The sequence below is a fragment of the Geminocystis sp. NIES-3709 genome, from assembly GCF_001548115.1.
GTDB lineage: Bacteria > Cyanobacteriota > Cyanobacteriia > Cyanobacteriales > Cyanobacteriaceae > Geminocystis.
Genome location: NZ_AP014821.1, coordinates 310,000 through 329,233, shown reverse-complemented (window position 1 = coordinate 329,233; position 19,234 = coordinate 310,000). Strand labels below are relative to the sequence as shown.

Annotated in this window: 23 protein-coding genes and 1 tRNA gene; 14 read left to right on the top strand and 10 right to left on the bottom strand. The window is 32.6% G+C overall.

The genetic code is table 11. The annotated features are described in order from the left end of the window. The first annotated feature begins 117 nt into the window (after positions 1–117). The 4 genes from psb30 (at position 118) to GM3709_RS01310 (ending at position 2,998) form a co-directional block, all read left to right on the top strand. Positions 118–249 (top strand): photosystem II reaction center protein Ycf12/Psb30, encoded by a 132-nt coding sequence (psb30, locus tag GM3709_RS01325; protein ID WP_066115540.1) that lies wholly within the window; start codon positions 118–120, stop codon positions 247–249. Between the two features lie 195 nt (positions 250–444). Next, positions 445–1,377 carry a tRNA epoxyqueuosine(34) reductase QueG gene (queG, locus tag GM3709_RS01320; RefSeq protein WP_173645735.1) on the top strand — a complete coding sequence of 311 codons (933 nt, stop codon included), beginning with the start codon at positions 445–447 and terminating at the stop codon, positions 1,375–1,377. A 56-nt stretch (positions 1,378–1,433) separates the two neighbouring features. Then, complete coding sequence (locus GM3709_RS01315) at positions 1,434–2,090, top strand: HAD hydrolase-like protein (protein ID WP_066115536.1); 657 nt, start codon at positions 1,434–1,436, stop codon at positions 2,088–2,090. A 161-nt stretch (positions 2,091–2,251) separates the two neighbouring features. Further along, on the top strand, positions 2,252–2,998 hold the full coding sequence (locus tag GM3709_RS01310; protein ID WP_066115534.1) for a DUF561 domain-containing protein: 747 nt from the start codon (positions 2,252–2,254) through the stop codon (positions 2,996–2,998). Positions 2,999–3,176: 178 nt separating this feature from the next. On the opposite strand, the gene GM3709_RS01305 is transcribed toward GM3709_RS01310, so the two are convergent. Then, positions 3,177–3,250, bottom strand: a tRNA-Arg gene (locus GM3709_RS01305). Positions 3,251–3,304: 54 nt separating this feature from the next. Here GM3709_RS01305 and moaC point away from each other — a divergent pair. Beyond that, complete coding sequence (moaC, locus tag GM3709_RS01300; protein ID WP_066115532.1) at positions 3,305–3,781, top strand: cyclic pyranopterin monophosphate synthase MoaC; 477 nt, start codon at positions 3,305–3,307, stop codon at positions 3,779–3,781. 147 nt (positions 3,782–3,928) lie between these two features. On the opposite strand, the gene GM3709_RS01295 is transcribed toward moaC, so the two are convergent. The 6 genes from GM3709_RS01295 to GM3709_RS01270 form a co-directional block, all read right to left on the bottom strand. Next, complete coding sequence (locus tag GM3709_RS01295) at positions 3,929–4,678, bottom strand: alpha/beta fold hydrolase (RefSeq protein WP_066115529.1); 750 nt, start codon at positions 4,676–4,678, stop codon at positions 3,929–3,931. Positions 4,679–5,575: 897 nt separating this feature from the next. Further along, positions 5,576–5,869 (bottom strand): YkvA family protein, encoded by a 294-nt coding sequence (locus tag GM3709_RS01290; RefSeq protein ID WP_066115527.1) that lies wholly within the window; start codon positions 5,867–5,869, stop codon positions 5,576–5,578. Positions 5,870–6,070: 201 nt separating this feature from the next. Then, the gene (locus GM3709_RS01285; RefSeq protein WP_066115525.1) at positions 6,071–6,604 is read right to left on the bottom strand and encodes a GNAT family N-acetyltransferase; all 534 of its coding nucleotides are present in this window, start codon (positions 6,602–6,604) and stop codon (positions 6,071–6,073) included. Between the two features lie 128 nt (positions 6,605–6,732). Further along, positions 6,733–7,029, bottom strand: coding sequence for an antibiotic biosynthesis monooxygenase family protein (locus tag GM3709_RS01280; RefSeq protein WP_066115521.1), 297 nt, complete (start codon positions 7,027–7,029; stop codon positions 6,733–6,735). A gap of 87 nt (positions 7,030–7,116) precedes the next feature. Then, the gene (locus tag GM3709_RS21850; RefSeq protein WP_396229696.1) at positions 7,117–7,206 is read right to left on the bottom strand and encodes a type II toxin-antitoxin system HicB family antitoxin; all 90 of its coding nucleotides are present in this window, start codon (positions 7,204–7,206) and stop codon (positions 7,117–7,119) included. Positions 7,207–7,602: 396 nt separating this feature from the next. Further along, on the bottom strand, positions 7,603–8,403 hold the full coding sequence (locus GM3709_RS01270; protein ID WP_066115519.1) for an ABC transporter ATP-binding protein: 801 nt from the start codon (positions 8,401–8,403) through the stop codon (positions 7,603–7,605). Between the two features lie 175 nt (positions 8,404–8,578). Between GM3709_RS01270 and GM3709_RS01265 the strand changes: the two genes are divergently transcribed. The 8 genes from GM3709_RS01265 to GM3709_RS01230 all read left to right on the top strand — a co-directional run bounded on the left by GM3709_RS01265 (position 8,579) and on the right by GM3709_RS01230 (position 15,857). After that, on the top strand, positions 8,579–9,595 hold the full coding sequence (locus tag GM3709_RS01265; RefSeq protein WP_066115517.1) for an iron ABC transporter permease: 1,017 nt from the start codon (positions 8,579–8,581) through the stop codon (positions 9,593–9,595). 75 nt (positions 9,596–9,670) lie between these two features. After that, entirely contained in the window at positions 9,671–9,934 is a 264-nt protein-coding gene (locus tag GM3709_RS01260) for a type II toxin-antitoxin system Phd/YefM family antitoxin (RefSeq protein ID WP_066115515.1), read from the top strand. Continuing rightward, on the top strand, positions 9,918–10,175 hold the full coding sequence (locus GM3709_RS01255) for a Txe/YoeB family addiction module toxin (protein WP_066115513.1): 258 nt from the start codon (positions 9,918–9,920) through the stop codon (positions 10,173–10,175). Before GM3709_RS01260 ends, GM3709_RS01255 begins: the two co-directional genes overlap by 17 nt. Before the next feature lie 97 nt (positions 10,176–10,272). Continuing rightward, a complete protein-coding gene (locus tag GM3709_RS01250; RefSeq protein WP_066115511.1) occupies positions 10,273–11,310 on the top strand; it encodes an iron ABC transporter permease in 1,038 nt (345 codons plus the stop codon). 164 nt (positions 11,311–11,474) lie between these two features. Next, entirely contained in the window at positions 11,475–13,286 is a 1,812-nt protein-coding gene (gene proS, locus GM3709_RS01245; protein ID WP_066115508.1) for a proline--tRNA ligase, read from the top strand. A gap of 246 nt (positions 13,287–13,532) precedes the next feature. Beyond that, positions 13,533–14,036: a late competence development ComFB family protein gene (locus GM3709_RS01240; protein ID WP_231937596.1), complete on the top strand. Its 504-nt coding sequence runs from the start codon at positions 13,533–13,535 to the stop codon at positions 14,034–14,036. A 228-nt stretch (positions 14,037–14,264) separates the two neighbouring features. Further along, positions 14,265–14,912, top strand: a complete 648-nt coding sequence (locus tag GM3709_RS01235; RefSeq protein WP_066115504.1) for a MotA/TolQ/ExbB proton channel family protein — start codon at positions 14,265–14,267, stop codon at positions 14,910–14,912. Positions 14,913–15,236: 324 nt separating this feature from the next. After that, positions 15,237–15,857, top strand: a complete 621-nt coding sequence (locus tag GM3709_RS01230) for a biopolymer transporter ExbD (RefSeq protein ID WP_066115502.1) — start codon at positions 15,237–15,239, stop codon at positions 15,855–15,857. Between the two features lie 34 nt (positions 15,858–15,891). On the opposite strand, the gene gcvH is transcribed toward GM3709_RS01230, so the two are convergent. Both gcvH and GM3709_RS01220 read right to left on the bottom strand, forming a co-directional pair. After that, positions 15,892–16,290, bottom strand: coding sequence for a glycine cleavage system protein GcvH (gene gcvH, locus GM3709_RS01225; protein WP_066115500.1), 399 nt, complete (start codon positions 16,288–16,290; stop codon positions 15,892–15,894). Positions 16,291–16,381: 91 nt separating this feature from the next. After that, entirely contained in the window at positions 16,382–17,518 is a 1,137-nt protein-coding gene (locus GM3709_RS01220; RefSeq protein WP_066115498.1) for a hypothetical protein, read from the bottom strand. A gap of 55 nt (positions 17,519–17,573) precedes the next feature. On the opposite strand from GM3709_RS01220, the gene GM3709_RS20945 reads away from it, so the two are divergent. Continuing rightward, complete coding sequence (locus GM3709_RS20945) at positions 17,574–17,750, top strand: hypothetical protein (protein WP_197671858.1); 177 nt, start codon at positions 17,574–17,576, stop codon at positions 17,748–17,750. Between the two features lie 235 nt (positions 17,751–17,985). Here the strand turns inward: GM3709_RS20945 and GM3709_RS01215 are convergent, their stop codons facing one another. After that, a complete protein-coding gene (locus GM3709_RS01215) occupies positions 17,986–19,233 on the bottom strand; it encodes an alpha/beta hydrolase (protein ID WP_071827996.1) in 1,248 nt (415 codons plus the stop codon). Between the last annotated feature and the right edge of the window lies 1 nt (position 19,234).

The following is a 19,234-nucleotide window of genomic DNA, read 5'->3' as shown; positions in this document are numbered from 1 at the left end:
ACTTAATAAATTTTGGCTGATTTTGACGATAACTAAAGCAACCTTTCCTAGTATCATATATTTTGTTAGATTTATGACTAAACATTTAAAATCGTCAGTTTAAAATTAGGAGTAAGTATGGATTTCATTACCAATCTTTTTAGCGGTTTAGATTTACAAGTTATTTTACAATTAACCTCTGTTGGTTTCATTTTAATTGCTGGTCCTGTTATCGTTTTCATTCTCTATGCTTTGCGTGGAGATTTATAGTTCACTAATGTACTTTTATTAAAGTATAAAAAAGGAAAAAGTGTCTCCCCCTGAATAAGGGGGCTTTTTCGGTGCTTTATTAAGTTTTTACTAATATTGAGAATATATAAGTTGAATAGATTTTATTTTATAAAAAAACTGCAATTTATTTTAAAACCATTATAGTTTTTAGCCCCGATGATTAATTCTAAAAGTATTGTTACTACAGAAGAAATTAAAGAACAAGCCTTGACCATCGGATTTCATAAAGTCGGTGTTACTACTGTGAATTATAATATAGAAAAACAGGAAAAAAATAAGCAAAGACTTCAAGAATGGTTAGATAAGGGTTATCAAGCACAAATGGCATGGATGAATAATCCCAAACGACAGAATATTATTGAATGTTGGCCTCAAGCAAAATCGATCGTATCTTTAGCTTTAAATTATTATACTCCTCATCAACATTCCCAAAAACCTAACACGGCTAAAATTTCTCGTTATGGTTGGGGGAGGGATTATCATCGAGTGATGACAAAAAAACTGAAAACCCTAGCTAATTGGTTAAAAAAACAAAGTAATAATGTTGAGGTAAGGTATTATGTAGATACTGGTCCAGTTCAAGATAAATTCTGGGCACAAGAAGCGGGAATTGGTTGGGTTGCAAAAAATGGTAATGTAATTACTACAGACTATGGTAGTTGGATTTTTTTAGGAGAAATTTTAACTAATATTGAACTTAGGCCCGATCGACCTCATACTAATCATTGTGGTACTTGTACTCGATGTTTATCTGCTTGTCCCACTCAGGCTATTACTGAACCTTTTGTGGTTAATGCAAATCTGTGTATTGCTTATCATACGATCGAAAATCGTCAAGCAAATTTACCTCCAGAAATTACTTCCAAATTAAATGGTTGGGTAGCAGGTTGTGATATTTGTCAAGATGTTTGTCCTTGGAATCAGAGATTTGCAAAGGTAACGGATGTAGCTGATTTTTTTCCGTACCCTGCTAATCTTAACCCAACATTAACGGAGATAGCACAGATGACTCCCCTCGAATGGGATCAACGTTTTCAAGGTTCTGCATTACGTCGTATTAAACCAGAAATGTGGCGACGCAATGCTCAAGTTCAAATAGATAACTAATTATAAAGTTTGATTCTTAAATTTTTCCGATAATCTTTTTAAAGATAAATTGTTTCATGACACAAAAAGTGCTGATATTTGATTTTGATGGTACCTTAGCCGATAGCCGTAAAACTTTAGTGCATATTGCCAATAAGTTAGCCGGTGAATTTGGTTTCGATCGAGTCACAGAAGATGAAATTATAAGATTAAGTAATTTAAGTTCCAGAGAGATTGTTCAACAATCCCCCATTCCTACCTATAAAATCCCTTTTTTATTAAGGAGAGTCAAAAAAGAACTTAACCAAGAAATAAAAAAACTGCAACCATTTATAGGGATAAAAGAAACATTAAATAGCTTAAAAAGTCAGGGATTTTTATTAGGAATTGTTACATCAAACATAGAAAATAATGTATTAGATTTTCTCAAAAGCAATCAATTAGAAAATCATTTTGATTTTATCTACTCAGGTTCTTCCTTATTTGGAAAAGATAAAATTATTAAAAAAGTTATCCAAAAACATCAATTATTAACTGATCATATCGTTTATATAGGAGACGAAACAAGAGATATTGAAGCAGCAAAAAAAAGTAAAATCAAAGTAGTAGCTGTTACTTGGGGTTTTAATTCTGCTCATATTTTGGCACAACATAATCCAGATTTTTTAATCCATCAACCTCAAGAATTAACAGAAATATTTAATACAAAAAATATAAAAATTTCTGTTGAATAAAAATTTATAAATAAAATTAGTCTTGAAAATAATCACAATATAGTAATTATATTAATCGATATTTATTGTTAAGGAAAAAAGTTACGGATCAGCAACTTTATTTGTATATTACTTATTTGATATAATGAATAGTCTAAACGTTACAACCATTAAGTTTAATTATGATTAATAACTCTAAATTAGCTCAAGCCTTCAGTACAAAAACAGCTCTCAAAGTCATTGCCGGTTTAAATAATTTTGACGTAGCTAACGTTAGTGCCATCTGTCAATCTGCAGAAATGGGGGGAGCTACTTTTGTGGATATTGCCGCTGATGTCAATTTAATTAAAACAATAAAACAATTAATTAATCTCCCCGTGTGTGTGTCGGCAGTAGAGGCTCAATTATTGGTTTCTGCGGTAGAAGCTGGAGCAGATTTAGTGGAAATTGGAAATTTTGATAGTTTCTATAGTCAGGGTATCACTTTTTCTGCGGATGATGTTTTGATTTTAACCCGTGAGACTCGTGCATTATTGCCAAATGTGACTCTTTCTGTAACTGTACCTCATATTTTAGCTTTAGATGAACAAGTAGAATTAGCTCAAGCTCTTGTGAGTGCGGGTGCTGATATTATTCAAACTGAAGGCGGTGCAAGTTCTAATCCCAATCATAGCGGTGTTTTAGGTCTAATTGAAAAAGCCTCTCCTACCCTAGCGGCGGCTTATGTTATTTCTCGTGGAGTGGAAGTTCCTGTTATGTGTGCTTCTGGATTATCTGACGTTACTGCACCCATGGCGATCGCATCTGGTGCTAGTGGTATTGGTGTAGGCTCTGCCATCAACAAATTAAACGATCGAGTTGCGATGATTGCAGTTGTACGCAGTTTAGTAGAAGCCTTAAATTCTTCTTCTCTAAAAGTTACCGTTTAAGAGTGTAGTTTAAAACAACTAGATTTCAAAAAAAATCCCTCCCTTTATCGGGAGGTTTAATTGCATTGTTGTAAAAAAAAAGTAAACTTGTATAATTCGGTCATCTGTCACCGATGACAAACATTTTGTTACTGTACAACTGTACACTAATTAATTCTAAGCTCTATATATTTCAGTACGGGCGTGGAGGGACTCGAACCCCCGACCTGCTGATCCGTAGTCAGCCGCTCTAATCCACTAAGCTACACACCCTAGTTTTACAACACTTATCTATAATAACAAATAAGTCATTAGAATGCAATAGTTATGAGTAATAAATTATCCCATATAAACAGTGACGGGGAAGCTAATATGGTGGATGTTTCTTCTAAATCTGTCACAGTAAGAGAAGCGATCGCATCAGGTAAAATTATCATGTCAAAAGAAACTTTCCTCAAAATTCAAGAAGGAAATTGTCCGAAAGGGGATATAGTAAACACCGCAAAAATAGCTGGAATTATGGCGGCAAAACAGACTTCAATGTTAATTCCTTTATGTCACCCTTTACTGTTGCATAAAATAGTCGTGAATATTATCCCTGATGAAAGTTTACCGGGTTATTATATTGAAGCGATCGTCAAAACTAAAGCGGAAACTGGGGTGGAAATGGAGGCATTAACAGCGGTTTCTGTAACAGCATTAACTTTATACGATATGGCAAAAGCGATCGAAAAGTCATTAACTATTACAGACATCAAATTGGTAAGCAAAACAGGAGGAAAATCTATTATTAATAATGGTTAAAATGGGGTTGAGATTTTGTAAAATTTTTAATACTTTTTTCTAAAAATTAATAAACAAAGAATCATTTAAAATCTCTATAGAAATAGTTTTGAGTATTTTTTTTACCAATTTATTTTAACTACTTTTTAAGGAGCAAATTATTTATTTTTAATTGTTAATAATTAGCTCTTTTTCTTTTAATTGGGGTTGAGTGTTAACCTGTGACATCAAAAAGTTGATTATATTTTCACTTACTAGAGAAGGTTGAAAATAGTGAAAAAAATGTTCTCCTTCAGGACACTGCCATAAAATATCTTGAGGTTTTAAATAATTTTTCCATTTGGTTATTTCTTCCCATGAAACTATTTGATCATTTTCACTACCACAAATCATTAAAGGTGAAGAAATTTTTTCGATCGATAAATTAAATCTTTTATATAAACTATGAGGAGAAAGAGAATATAATAGAGCTTTTTCTAAGAGTCCTATAAATGCTTTTTGATAGTAGTAATTATGATAACCAAAGAGAATATTTGCTAATCTGGATAGTATTCTTTCCTTACTAAAATAAAGATTAGTGCGTAATAAATAATAATAACTAAGCCAATCTAAAGATGGATTTATTCCCACACCTAAAATTGTTAAGGATTTAACTTTTTCTGGATATTTTTGAGCATATAATAATCCCAGTAATCCACAAGTACTATGACCGATTAAATTTACTGGTTTTTTGAGTAAACTTATATAATCATCTAGTAATTCGATCGCTATATCAAGGGATGTACCTTCATCTTCTGTTTGTGAGTATTCCCATTGACAGATATTTACATGGCGGGATAAATATTTGATAATAGGTAGATTAAAGCGTAACAAGTAAGGATTCGTATTTAACCACAGGACATCAGGATTTTTGAACATCTTTTTCAATAATTTTCAAAATAAAAGAAAGTATCAGCAAGATATTTAACTTGCTAAATACATAGTAACCGATTCTTATTGATAATAATTATCAAATGTTTGTTAAATAGGATAACCAATTTTATCTTTTATTGCAACTTATTTTCATTAATTTTACCAATCTTTTTGCCAAACAAGACTTACGCAACTAAATAAGGAAAATAATAACACCAAATATTATTTTTCAATAATTTTAATAATACACAAGAACTATTGTTTAGCTAATTTCTGAATCATAAAATTAAATTAGAAATATCTTTTTCTATTTTTAGGATTATTTAAAACTATAACAAATTTGATTATTATCAATATTTAGGGGTTGCTAAAAAAGTATTTTGATAAGGGAAGGTGTTAGGTTTTAGGTAAAATAATGAAAAATCAAAGACTTAAAGTTTTGTATACCACAATCATAAATAAGCTGATTCTTAAAAAAATAAGTGAAAAATGCTAGGTTTTTGAGTGATAATTGCTAAAACTTCTTACTTTTTTATTGATGTAGTATGTGTAAACCTTTGATTTTAATATCTTTATAATTTATTCAGCAGACTTTAACTAGATTATTGTCTATGCTATTTAATATACTACACAAGAATCATAGAAACCTTAATCATTATTTAAAAACGGATAAAATCACTCCTAACTCGCTTTGAAATATTGTTAAAAATCCTATTGTTTTTGATCATTATGACTATGTTTGAAGTCTTAATTACGATCGAAATTGCTAGTTTGTGTCTTATGGAAGCTAGTAACTCGATCGATGTTAAGATCAAAGTCGTTAATAATAGAAATCTTTTAAATTTTAATTCCTGTAATTATTTAATTTTAATTTTAAAATTACTCCATGACTTGTTAATAGATTTAATCCATAGAAACAGCATCAACATCGACTGTTTTTGACGGCTCATTCGGGGAGTATTTATCTTTATCTTTTTTATTTTTGAGATTAGTTACTACCATTTGAGATACTTCTGTTAACATTATTGATAATAAGAAAAAATCATCAATTTGTCCTGCTAATGGAAAAAAATCCGGAGAAATATCAAAGGGACTTAAAACATAAACCAGTGTGCCTAAAATAATCCAATTTCGATATTTTGGATTACGAATTGCATTGCGATAAAAACCGTAAAGAGATTGAAGATTAATTTTCATGGAGTAAAATCCGTTAACTAAATAGAAGAAAAAGGAATATCTTAATTTCTTTGATCATAACTTATTTCAAGAACCACAAAATAAATAATTAGTTCAGTTTTCTCACCTTGTAATTACGGTTATTATTATCTTTTCATTAAATGAATAGTTTTATTTGAATTTTTATGATCACTATATATTATATATATACAAAAAATTTTATCATACATAAAATCGATCGTCTTCCGAAGTTACAGAAAAAGCAGGATGATATTTTACTTGTCCTTTTGGGGTTGATGTTCCAAAATTTAATGAAAGAAAAAACTCTTGTGACACTTCCATTAATTGTATGTTTGAATTGTTTTTAAATCCAAATTTTTGATAATATTCTGGTTCACCTAAAACTACGCAACCATCGGCATTTTTTTGTTCGAGAATTTTTAATCCTTCCCTAATGAGTTTTTTCCCGACTCCCTGATTCTGAAATTCTGGTTTAACGGATACTGGTGCTAAACCATACCAATTTTTTGTTCCATCACTAATTTCTACAGGAGAAAATGCGATATGTCCAATTAATAACTCCTCTTTTTCGGCAACTAATGAAATTGAGAGACAATTATGCTTCCTTAATTCTTTAACTATTAAATGTTCAGTGTGATTACTATAGGGATGATTTTTAAAAGCTGATTTTGTAATCTCTGTTATCAAATTAATATCATTGGATGTTTCTTCTCTTATTTTGATAAAGTTAATCATTGATTTATTTTCTGATCATTAAAAGATAATCTTGAATAGCCGTCCAATCTTCTGTAGAAATTATAATTACTTGATTTTCCGTATTTTTAATTTTTAGAGATCGTCATAATACCATTTAAAAATATTCTTTAATCCCATGACTCATAGTGATAAACCGAACATTTCTTAACAAATTTTTCCATACCGTAAGGAATTACTGAAACATTCCATTTTTCACCAGCAAAAGCGATCAAAGCGGCTTCATTTTTCCAATAAGAAATCATCATGTATTCATTTGGTGACCATTTAGTTGGTTTATGAATAGAGGCGGAAATAAAACCACTAGCTTCTTCTACTGTTCGTAAAGAGAGATCTGAAAATTTATCCTCAAACTCTATGCGAAATTGTGTATGGATTTGAACTCGAAATATTCTTGTTATCGCCATAATATAATTTTGTCCATATTAACAATCAGTCAAGATTAGGTTTCAACTTTATCTTGGGGAATCTTAAGATCTTCTTCTATCAACATCTCAATATAATAATTCAATAGCTTTTTGAGTATTGGTAATCGCTTCTTCTTTAGTATTTCCTTGACTAATACAAGGAGATAAACAGGACATTGAGCAACCCAATAACCATCTTCCCTCGGATAAATAATTACTTATCTCATGGATTACTTAGAATTGTTAATTAATTTTCATTTTCATTTCCATATCCAACTTTATCATTAATTTCAATTAATAGGCGATCGTCCTTGTCATTTTCCATTAAAAGTAAGTTGAGTTTACCCCTCTTTTGTCCAACTCCGCAAACACTTGCAATTTATAAATTCTGGAGCTTTTATATATCAATCGATCTAACCGATATTTAATACTATAAAACGGTTAAAAATTCAGTAGCGATTGCAGTGATGGCGCTACTATTCATCTGCAATTACTTTTTGTGCCATCATTTTCCACCGCAATAAGTACAAATACTTGTTTATTAGATCTACCTTAGTCAATTCTATAACGATTTTACCTTTTAACCATAGGTTGATAACCACCAATAGGGATACAAAGAGGAGTATTGGTAATAGGATCAAAGATGATATGAGAGTGTAAACCAAACACCTCCTTGATAATTTCCGATGTCATCACTTCCTCCGGCTTTCCCTTTGCATATATGTAACCTTGTTTTATGGCGACTAAATAATCTGCATAACGGGCGGCTTGGTTTAATTCGTGTAAAACAATAACGATCGTGCGTTCGAGTTTATGGTTTAATTCTTTTAATAGATCTAACACTTCAATCTGATGAGCTAAATCCAAAAATGTGGTAGGTTCATCTAACAGTAAGATTTCTGTATTTTGTGCCAGAGTCATTGCTATCCATGCTCGTTGTCTTTGCCCTCCTGAAAGGGTGTCTAATTCTCGATGAGCAAACTCTTGAATCCCTGTCAGAGTAAGGGCTTGATTAACTTGAGTTTCATCTTCTAAAGTCCATTGTTGCCACCATTTTTGATGGGGATAACGCCCTTGAATAACTAAATCTTTGACGGTTAAACCTTCGGGTGCGGTAGGATTTTGGGGAAGAATACCTAAACTTTGAGCAACTTTATCACTGGGTAACTGATGAATAGCTTTTCCATCGAGGTAAACTGCCCCTTGACGAGGTTTGAGAATACGCCCAATACCTTTAAGAAGGGTTGATTTTCCGCAACCATTCGCACCGATGAGAATAGTTATTTTTCCTTGGGGAATATCTAAATTAAGATTATTAATAATTTTTATATTTTGATAACCGAGGCTAAGTTGTCGAATGGATATTTGTTTCATTGACTGTTTTTAATAATTTTTAGTAATTAAGTTAAAAGATTTTTGGGTAATTATTTAGGGTATTTAAGGGGACGAATTAAAACAATAATTGTTAATTCTTGATTCTATAAGGCTTGTTTTCTGTCAAAGTTAATGATATATTTTAGCAATTATCTTATATCTATAATAAATTAAAATGAGAGTTAGTCTCAAGAGTAAAAATTCATCAATTCCTTTAGTTATCCCCCTAATAGGGGCAATAGTGGTTTTATCTCTTAGTTTTTTGGCTAGTTTAACCTTTGGAGTTGCTGATATTACTTGGCAAGATTTACCCCAAGCCTTTACTGCTTTTGATGGTTCAACATCTCACTTAATTATTACGACAATCAGACTACCGAGAGCGATCGTCGCTTTGTTGGTGGGCGGTGGCTTAGGAGTCGCTGGGAGTTTAATGCAGGGTATCACTCGAAATCCTTTAGCTGATCCTAGCATTTTAGGGATTAATAGTGGTGCAGTATTGGCAGTAGTAATCACCACTTTTTTAATCAATGAGCCTAGTTTAAATATTTTGGCTTTTTTTGCTTTCTTGGGGGCAACTATAAGTGCGATCGCAGTTTACTTTTTTGCTTCTTTGGGTAAAAATGGTTTATCACCTTTGAGTTTAACTTTAGCAGGTTCTGCCATTACTGTCTTTTGTTCTTCCATCACCACTGGTATTTTAATTGTTAATCAACGCACTCTCGATGAAATTCGTTTTTGGTTAGCAGGTTCGATCGCTGGAAGGGATATAGAATTAATTAAACATATATTCCCTTACTTTGTCATTGGCTTGATTTTAGCGTTAATTTTAGCACGACAAATAACGATTCTTAGTTTAGGGGAAGAAACCGCTCAAGGATTAGGACAAAATACTCTATTAATTAAAATTGGAGCGATGGTGGCAGTAATACTTTTAGCTGGTGCTAGTGTTTCTTTAGCAGGGCCTATTGGCTTTATAGGTTTAATTATGCCCCATTTAGTGCGTTTATTAGTGGGGAATGATTACCGTTGGATTTTGCCTTTTTCGATGGTTGGGGGTGCAATTTTATTGTTAAATGCCGATGTGATGAGTAGGTTAATTATTAAACCTCAAGAAGTACCAGTAGGTTTAATTTTGCCAATTTTGGGTGCGCCTTTCTTTATCTATCTTATTCGCAGGAGAATCAGGGGATAGGGTGATGAGGTGAGAGGGTGATTTTTTTATTTTATTAATTATAATGGTACGGTAAAATGTACAATAAATCTTATTATGCAAGTAATAAATGCTAGTACGGCAAGAGCCAATTTATTTGGATTAGTAGAACAAGTGAACCAAGATCATCTCCCACGAATTATCACGAGCAAAAAAGGAGATGCAGTGTTATTGTCTAAGGAGGATTGGGATAGTTTACAGGAAACTCTGTATTTACAATCTATTGGGGGGTTAGTAGAATCCCTTAAACAAGCCGAGTTAGAGGATGATTGGGTATCGGAAGATGAATTTTTGAGGGTGTTAGATGGTGTGGAAGATTGAATTTAGTCGTAGAGTTTTAAAGGATGCTAAAAAAATCAAATCAGCTAACCTTGATAATAACCTTAAACAGTTATTGGACATCTTAAAAATAAATCCCTATCAACCTCCTTACGAAAAATTATCGGGAAATCTTAAAAAATATTATTCACGAAGGATTAATATTCAACATCGTCTTGTTTACTCCATTGATGAAGAAAATAAAGTAATCAAAATTGTCTCTATTTGGTCACATTATGAGTAAACGGAGATAGGGGAAAGGGAGAGGGGGTGAGAGGGAGATGAGGATAGATTATATCAATAGGCATCTCTAATAATTAATCACTATTCACTATTCACTAATGAAAGATTCTTTTATTGTAATTCGATCGAACCGACCATCTTTTTCGCTATGGTTAGATAGTAGAGTGCCGAAAACTCTGGTAATTTTAACCATACTATCTTTAATTGCCATTACCATTAGCATTAGTTACGGCGAATATTATATTTCTCCGGTGGATGTGATTAAAACTTTATGGGGATTTGATACCTCGTCAGATTTTCAATTTATTATTAATACCCTTCGTTTACCCCGCACTCTTACAGCGTGGTTAGTGGGTATCGGGTTGGCGATCGCCGGTTGTATCATGCAGACTATTACTCATAACCCATTAGCTGATCCTAGTATTATCGGTATTAATGCTGGTGCAGGATTAGCCGCCGTCTTATTTATCGTGGTTTTTCCTTCTTTACCCATTGCCTTATTACCTTTTTCCGCTTTTATCGGGGGAATATTGGTGGCATTAGCTATTTATGCAGTGGCGTGGCAAGGAGAAAATTCGATTATTCGTTTGATATTAGTCGGTATTGGCTTTAATTTCATCGTTTCTGCTATCACTAATATTATTACAACCTTTGGAGAGATAAATAATGTTTCTCAAGCCCTAATCTGGTTAACGGGTAGCGTCTATGGAAAAACCATAACACAGGTTTTAATTTTATCGCCTTGGATTCTGATTTTTACCCTTGTGACGTGGATAATGAGTAAAGAGTTAAATAGTCTTCATTTAGGAGAAAATTTAGGAAGGGGATTAGGCTTACCCGTGCAAAAAACACAGTTAACCCTTTTAATCTCTACTGTAGCGCTTTCTAGTGCCAGTGTTTCGATCGCAGGGGCGGTGGGTTTTGTCGGTTTAATCGCTCCTCATATTGCCCGTTTTTTGGTAGGAAATACCCATCAAGGTTTAATTCCCGTGACGGGTTTAGTCGGAGGATTATTAGTAGTAAGTGCAGATTTATTAGGAAGATTATTATTTACGCCCCTTGAACTTCCCTGTGGTATTATTACAGCAATTATTGGTGCACCTTACTTTATTTTTTTATTAAGTAAATCTCGTTAGTAAATGGTTGGCATTATAACTCTAAATTCAGTGTAAAAATACATGATAACTTTTTCCTTTTCCTTTTTTTAAATTGAAATAGCATAACTACTCTGGGAAAGCCAATACTTTTTCCACTAAACCTAAGTATAATAAAGGGTTATCCTTTACTAAAAATAATATTTATGCGTTTATCTCAAATGTTATTTCAGACTTTGCGTGAAGATCCTGCCGAGGCTGAAATTAAGAGTCATAAGTTATTGTTAAGAGCCGGTTACATTCGTCGTATTGGCAGTGGAATCTATGCTTATCTCCCTCTAATGAATAGGGTTTTACAAAAAATATCTAATATTGTACGGGAAGAAATGAACGCTACAGGTGCGATGGAATGTTTATTGCCCCAAATGCAACCGGCGGAGTTGTGGCAGGAGTCAGGACGATGGGAAACTTATACGAAAGCTGAAGGTATTATGTTCTCTTTAATCGATCGACAAGATCGTTCTTTGGCTTTAGGGCCTACCCATGAGGAGGTTATCACCACGATCGCAAAAGAGATGATTAAGTCTTATCGTCAATTACCAACACATTTATATCAAATTCAAACAAAATTTAGAGATGAAATTCGTCCTCGTTTTGGGTTGATGCGCGGTAGAGAATTTATCATGAAAGATGGTTATTCGTTCCATACTTCCCCTGAATGTCTGAAAAAAACCTATCAAGATATGGATCAGGCTTATCGTAATATTTTCTCTCGCTGTGGCTTAAAATTTCAAGCTGTAGAGGCGGATTCTGGGGCGATCGGCGGATCGGGATCTCAAGAATTTATGGTGTTAGCAGATGCTGGAGAAGATGATATTGTTTATACCGAAGACGGCAAATATGCGGCCAATGTGGAAAAAGCCGTTTCCCTTCCTTCCGATGTTATTCCTTCTCCTTTTACAACCTACGAGAAAAAAGCGACTCCTCACACAGAAACGATCGCTAAAATAGCAAGTTTTTTAGAATGTTCTCCTACTAATATGGTTAAGAATGTTTTATACCAAGCCGTTTACGATTCAGGAAAAACGGTTCTAGTTTTAGTGAGTATTCGAGGAGATCAAGATGTCAATGAAGTAAAATTACAAAATGAGTTAGTAAAATTAGCTTCTAATTATCAAGCTACGACTGTCCTTAGTTTAACTGTTCCCGATCGTACTGCTCAAGGGAAATGGTCAACGAAACCTTTACCATTAGGTTATATCGCTCCAGATTTGAGTGATGATTATATTGCTAAGTCTGATCAAGTGGAAGGTAACTTCTTAAGATTAGTTGATCGAACTGCCGTTGATTTAGAAAACTTTGTTACTGGTGCTAATGAATCTGACTACCATGTGGTTGGTGCTAATTGGGGTAAAGAGTTCACTTTATCTAAATTAATTGTAGATGTGCGCAAAGCTCAAGTAGGAGATCGATCGATCCATGATCCAAACCAAGTATTACAAACTGCCCGAGGTATTGAAGTGGGGCATATTTTTCAACTAGGAACAAAATATTCTCAAGCAATGGGTGCCACTTACACCGGTGAAGACGGTACAGAAAAACCTTTTGTTATGGGATGTTATGGCATCGGAGTATCCCGTTTAGCACAAGCAGCCGTGGAACAATCTCACGATAAAGATGGTATTATCTGGCCTACCTCTATCGCCCCTTATCATGTCGTTGTGATAATTCCTAACATAACAGATCAAGAACAAGTTGCCGTTGCGGAAAAACTCTATACAGAATTGAATCAAGCAGGAATTGAAACCATTTTAGACGATCGAGATGAACGGGCAGGAGTAAAATTCAAAGATGCAGATTTAATCGGTATTCCTTATCGTATCGTTACAGGAAGATCTTTAAAACAAGGTAAAATAGAATTTGTGACTCGATCGACAAAAGAATCTCAAGATATAGCTATCGAAAAAGTAGCGAAAACTTTGTCAGAAATCATAAAAAATAGCTATGATTTTGATTAATTGGTCAGGGTAATTAATAGACCTATTACAAAATTTGAACAATTTGTATTTAAAAAGAAGTATTAACTTAAAAGAGAAATTATCAATTACTATCACCGTTCTCTATTCCCTTACTTCTCAAGAAAGTCTAAATCAATCACCCTTAGTCTTAAAGTTATAAGTTTCACTTGAATTACTTACTAATATTTTTATCAATATTAAATAACTATGTCATCACAATCATCAAAAAAAACCTATAAAAACGTAATGGAAATTTTCGTCGATGAAGAAATTCAACTTCAGTTAGCCAATAATAGAAACTTGAGTCTTTCAGCGAATGATTTGAATTTAGTAGAAGTCGCTACTTTTGCGTTGAATCGTCTCCCTAGTTTATATGCTTCATCACAAGAAGGTATTCAAAAACAAAAAGCGAAAGGCATGGTACAGTTAAAGCCTAAAGTTAAACAAGCGGTAGCTCAAGGATTTGCCGCAGTAGTAAGAGATCCTCTTAGAAAATCAACTCCTCTTCCCTCCGAAAAAACTGACACAATCCTAGATGCGAAAAAGACTCTAACCAATTTAAACGATTCTTTCCCAAAAGAAGAATTAGCTACTTTAGTTGATTTTATGGAATCGTTTTTACAAAAAGTTAAAAGGGAAGAAATCACTGAGCAAGAAGTAATCAAGCTATTTTATTTATTAGACTATTATGGGGATGAAAATGGAGATGGCTTATTTTTTTCCAATAAAAAAGTTATCTGGGTTGATTAATTAAAGAGTAAATCTCTAAGAGAACTGATAATAGACACTTGATAGTTATTTCTCCTGATTTTCAGATGATTAAGCTAAAACCTTTTTAACTTGTGTATTATTTATGAAAGAAATTTTTTATGCCTTCAGTGTAGGGAGTTATCAAGTCATGATTGATAATCTATCAGCAATCAATGATAATTAGTGAAGGAAAACTAACTAACTATTGAGACAGAGGATTAGAAATCAATGACTTTAGCAGAATTAATCGAGAAGGGTGGCGTATCGATTTGGCCTCTTTTATTTTTATCTATCTTAGCCTTGGGTACTATTATTGAACGTATCTGGTTTTGGTCAAAGGTATTAATTAAGGAAGAACAAATTTTAAATAATATTATGGATGCAGCTACCACTAACTGGGGAAAAGTTGAAGAAATTGCTTCTCGATACCGTAATCATCCTTTGGGAAAATTTTTAAATACACCTTTGCAATTAGATAATCCGGATCCTGAAGTATTTCATTTAGCTTTAGAAACGGCCGCTGATGACGAATTAGCTTTAATGCGTAAAGGTGACAAAATTTTAGAAGGAGTGATTGCTTTATCTCCGTTATTAGGGTTATTAGGGACTGTTTTGGGCTTAATTCGTTCTTTAGGTTCCATCTCTCTTAGTGATTTGGGTACAGCTTCTACTTCTGGAGTAACTCAAGGTATTGGAGAATCTTTAATTTCTACTGCTGTAGGATTAATTGTGGCTATTACCGGTGTAGTTTTTTATAGATTATTTCAGGCTTTTTGGTTTAATCAGGTAAGAATTTTTCGTAAGGCAGGAAGTGATTTAGAAGTTATTTATCGTCAGAGATGGATTCAACAAGAGGAACAAATGGGAATTATATGATTTTCTAATGATACACAAAAATAAGAAAAACATTTGTACCAATCTAAACCAGCCTTAATTTTTTATTCTTCAATAATATTTTTAGGACTTCCGCAAAAAAAACTATTTTTGCCTCCCAACCTAAGTATAGGGGAGTCCTGTTTGTTCTTAGTCTCAGAATTGGAGGATCAAGATACTGGTACCTCAATCCTTACGGATGAAAAAAAATTTGTTCATTATTTATTACTTGTACTATTTTGTTGCCGGTAAATTAAATAAAAGCTGAGTACCCACAATTTATGAAAAAAATCTTTATCATTAAAAATATTGTAACGATAACTTTTTATGACTCAATTATCTAAAGAATCCCAAGTATTAGAAAAAAAACTTTCTACTAATCATCATAAATTTACAACTAAGCCTTTTAAACTATGGCAGGATATTACTGAAGAAGAAGTCAGAATCGAAATTGTGCCAATGATTGACGTAATTTTTTGTATTTTGATTTATTTTATTTTGGCGGCAGTGGGTTTTTCTCGTCAACAAGCCTTAAGTTTAAATTTACCGAAAGCCAGTACGGGAACAGCTCAAATGCGAGAGATGCTAGTGGTTAGCTTGGATAATCGAGGACAGTTATATTTAGAAAAACAACCCGTTAGTCAAGTTCAACTTTATAGTGCCATAAAAAACTATCACAGTTTAAATCCTAGTGGTTTAATGGTACTTCATGCTTCTCAAGAAGTTCGTTATAGTCAAGTAATTGAAGTATTAGATATGCTCAAAGAAGTGGGAGGAGAAAGGGTTGCTTTAGCGACTTTGCCCGGTAAATCTCAGGCACCTACTCAGACGGTGGATCCTTATTCTGGGTTTAATCCATATTATCCTAGTTATCCCGATGGTTCTGTTACTCCACAACCTGTACAACCCCCAGTATCACCCGAACCTCCTCCGCTTCCTACAAATTAAATTGATGATTCCATTCGATCGAGTTTAGAGTAAATTAGTCGTCTTCAGGTTCGACTAAAGATTTATATTCATCCGCAGATAGGGTGTCTTCTAAATCGTCGTCAGGGTTATCTAATCTAACTTTTATCAACCAACCTTCCCCATAAGGATCATCAGCGATCGATTCTGGAGATTCGATTAACATTTCATTACGATCGATCACTGTACCAGAAATGGGGGAGTATATTTCCGAAACTGCTTTTACTGATTCAACAGTACCAATGTTGTCTTCCACACCGATGGCATCTCCTAATTCGGGCAATTCGAGGAAAACAATATCGCCTAATTCTTCAATAGCAAAGGCCGTAATACCAATGGTCGCTATTTCTCCGTCTAAACGAACATATTCATGGGAATCAAGGTATCTTAAATCATCAGGATATTCTAAGCTCATGTTCAATAATTTTCTTTATAGATTCATAAATAATTATTCATGATTAATGAAAAATTGACAACAAAAAATTAACAATTAATAACAAATAATTTTACTTCATAAAACTTATTTTAAATTGATTAGCAAAATTAGAAAGATTATGAAACTGACTATAGGCTTTTTGCATGATTTTTAATTTTGTTTTCGTTTCTTTACACTTAATAATATTATTAATTTTTTCCCATACTTGTTCAGAATTATCCCAATTAAGAATTAATTGATCTAACCCAAATTTTAATAATTCTTCTGCCATCCATGTATTAACTGTTGTCACTGGAATATTTCCAGCTATAACAGATTCGGTAAAAACTCCTGATGTTCTTTCTTGATAAGCGATCGAGTTGTAAGGAATCAACATAATATCAGTTTTTGCTAACCAATATCCATAATCTTTTCGGGGTAAATTATCGTCAAGAAGAATGACTTTAACTCCATTATTAATCATTATTAAATCAGCACTTTTTGAAGCTACTAAAGTAAATTTATTGGCAAAAATTGTTTGACATTGACTTAATTTTTTGATAATATCCCAACCTTTTTCACTTCGAGGAGGCCCCGCCCACCAACAAATTATATTATCCTTATTATTGTCTATTTTTTCTACAAATTCTGTATGAGGAATAGGCATTACAGTTAAAGGTTCTTCAAAATATTTAGTCATAGAATTAGCTAATAATTCACTATCACTAAACAAAGAAAAATTATTAATATTAACTAAATTTTTAAGTAACTTATTTAATATTTTATAAAAAAATCTCGTTTTGTGTTGATGAAAATTGTGGCGATATAACACCCAAATATATAAATTATCTTTTGGTAAAAATAATAAGGCTAACCAAAGAGCAAATAATTGTAGATGAATGAATCGTTCAATAAAAATTATATAAGATTGGGATGAGTTATTTTTAACTAATTTTTCTTTTAAATAGTTCCTAATACTATCAGAAAAAATAATAACTTGTTTGAATTTATCGGCAAAATTTTCATCATTTTCTAACTTATTACCTTTTAAACAACCATACCAATTATCAGGTAATAAAGTTAAATTTTCTTCGGGAGAATAGATAACTTCATGATGCCAACCAAGGGTTTTTGTTGCTTTAGTGATGGATTTATGATAGGGAATAATATGACCTTCTCCACCCATTAAATTAGGTATTAAAGAGATAAATATGGGAGAATCATTCATAGTTTATAATCGATCGAACATTTTTTCTAATTAGCAATTACTTTTTTAAAGTTTTGTGAAAAAACTAAGATTAAATATTAATTATTCATTGTCTATTGTTTACATGAATTTACCTGTTGTTTCCCATTCTGATTATGTCACACCATTGCCCGATCGACATCGTTTTTCTATGCCAAAGTTTAAATTATTATATGAATTGTTACTCAAAGATGCCATTATTACTTCACAATAGACCCATAAACAACAAATAGCTAATTCTGATATTTTACAATTAGTCCAGAGTCCTGACTATATTGAAAGTTTTTGTAATAATACGTTTGTAAAGTAAAAAATTAAATGACGTGATAAGTTTAAATTCGGTGAAGATGGTGATTTACCAGAGTTCGATGTTAAAAACCTTTTTAGTAATAAGAGTTTAAGAATGTTAGGTAAATAATTATCTAAAACCAATTTGACTAATGTTTAAATCAATTATTCCCACTATCTCCTGTCTCCTCTCTCCTACCTCCTCCCTTCATCGAAAGTTTTATGTCGAACTGAGGTATATTTGAGTATAAAGCATAAGCTAAAAATCGTTCAGTATAGTACAAAGCTATTTGATTACTAATACCAGAAAAGATAGCATCGAAAGCGTGTTCAGCCCAAGGAATTGTTAATAAAACATGACAATTATCGAAGTCTGTTAATTTATTCGAGATTATATCAGCAACCTTGACGGGAACGATGTGATCTCTTTCAGGGTAAATCAAAAGAGTGAGTGGTAGATTTTTCTTAATATGATTAATGGGTGATGCTTGTTTATATTTGTCTGGAATTTCGTCAGGTTTTCCTCCCAAATAATCTTCTAACACCTTCCGAGTATTGATAGGATCAGGAACTGCTGGAAACTGGTATGCTTGGGTTAAATTGATAGGAGAATAATAATTGATGAGTGCTTTAAATGTAATTTCTTGAGGTTCGTAAGCTGTTAAAAAAGCCAGTTGCCCTCCTGCCGATCGACCCATAATAGCGATATTATTTATATCAATATTAAGGTGAGAAGCATTGTCTTTAATATATTTTAACCCTCTATTAATATCTTCGAGTTGTGTAGGAAAGTGATATTTTGGAGCATGACGATAGTCGAGGGTAATAACGGTATAACCTTGATGGGTAATGTAACAGCTAAATCTTTCATCGCTGTCAGGTGAACCTTTGCGCCATGCACCACCATAAATCATAATTAGGGTGGGATATTTTCCTTCGAGAAGAGGTTGATAAATATTTAGTTTAAGACTTGTTTCCCCAAATTTTGCAAATTCTATCCCTCTTTTAATCCTAATTTTTTTTTGGGGAATACCCCTTAATATATCTTTCCAAATAAAAGGATCAGATCGCATTTTTTCTTGAATTGATTTTGGTATCGATTTTAAGTAATCTTCTCCTAATTTTAACTCAATTTCTTGATCAAATTTTTTAATGGTGTTTGGTATTTGGATTAAGGGTAATAATGTTAATATTAAACTAATTGTACTAATTGCGATCGAGATATACCAAGATTCTCTTAAGTAAATAGATAATAACAAGACTAAACTATTAAAGATAACTAAAAAAGGACTAATTTCAGGTACAGCAACCCCAAAAGGTAGGAGAAATAAATTGGGTGCTGGAATGATAATCCAAAGACTTAAAAATAAACCTATTAAAGCAAAGAATAAAATGATAAAAAATGACATA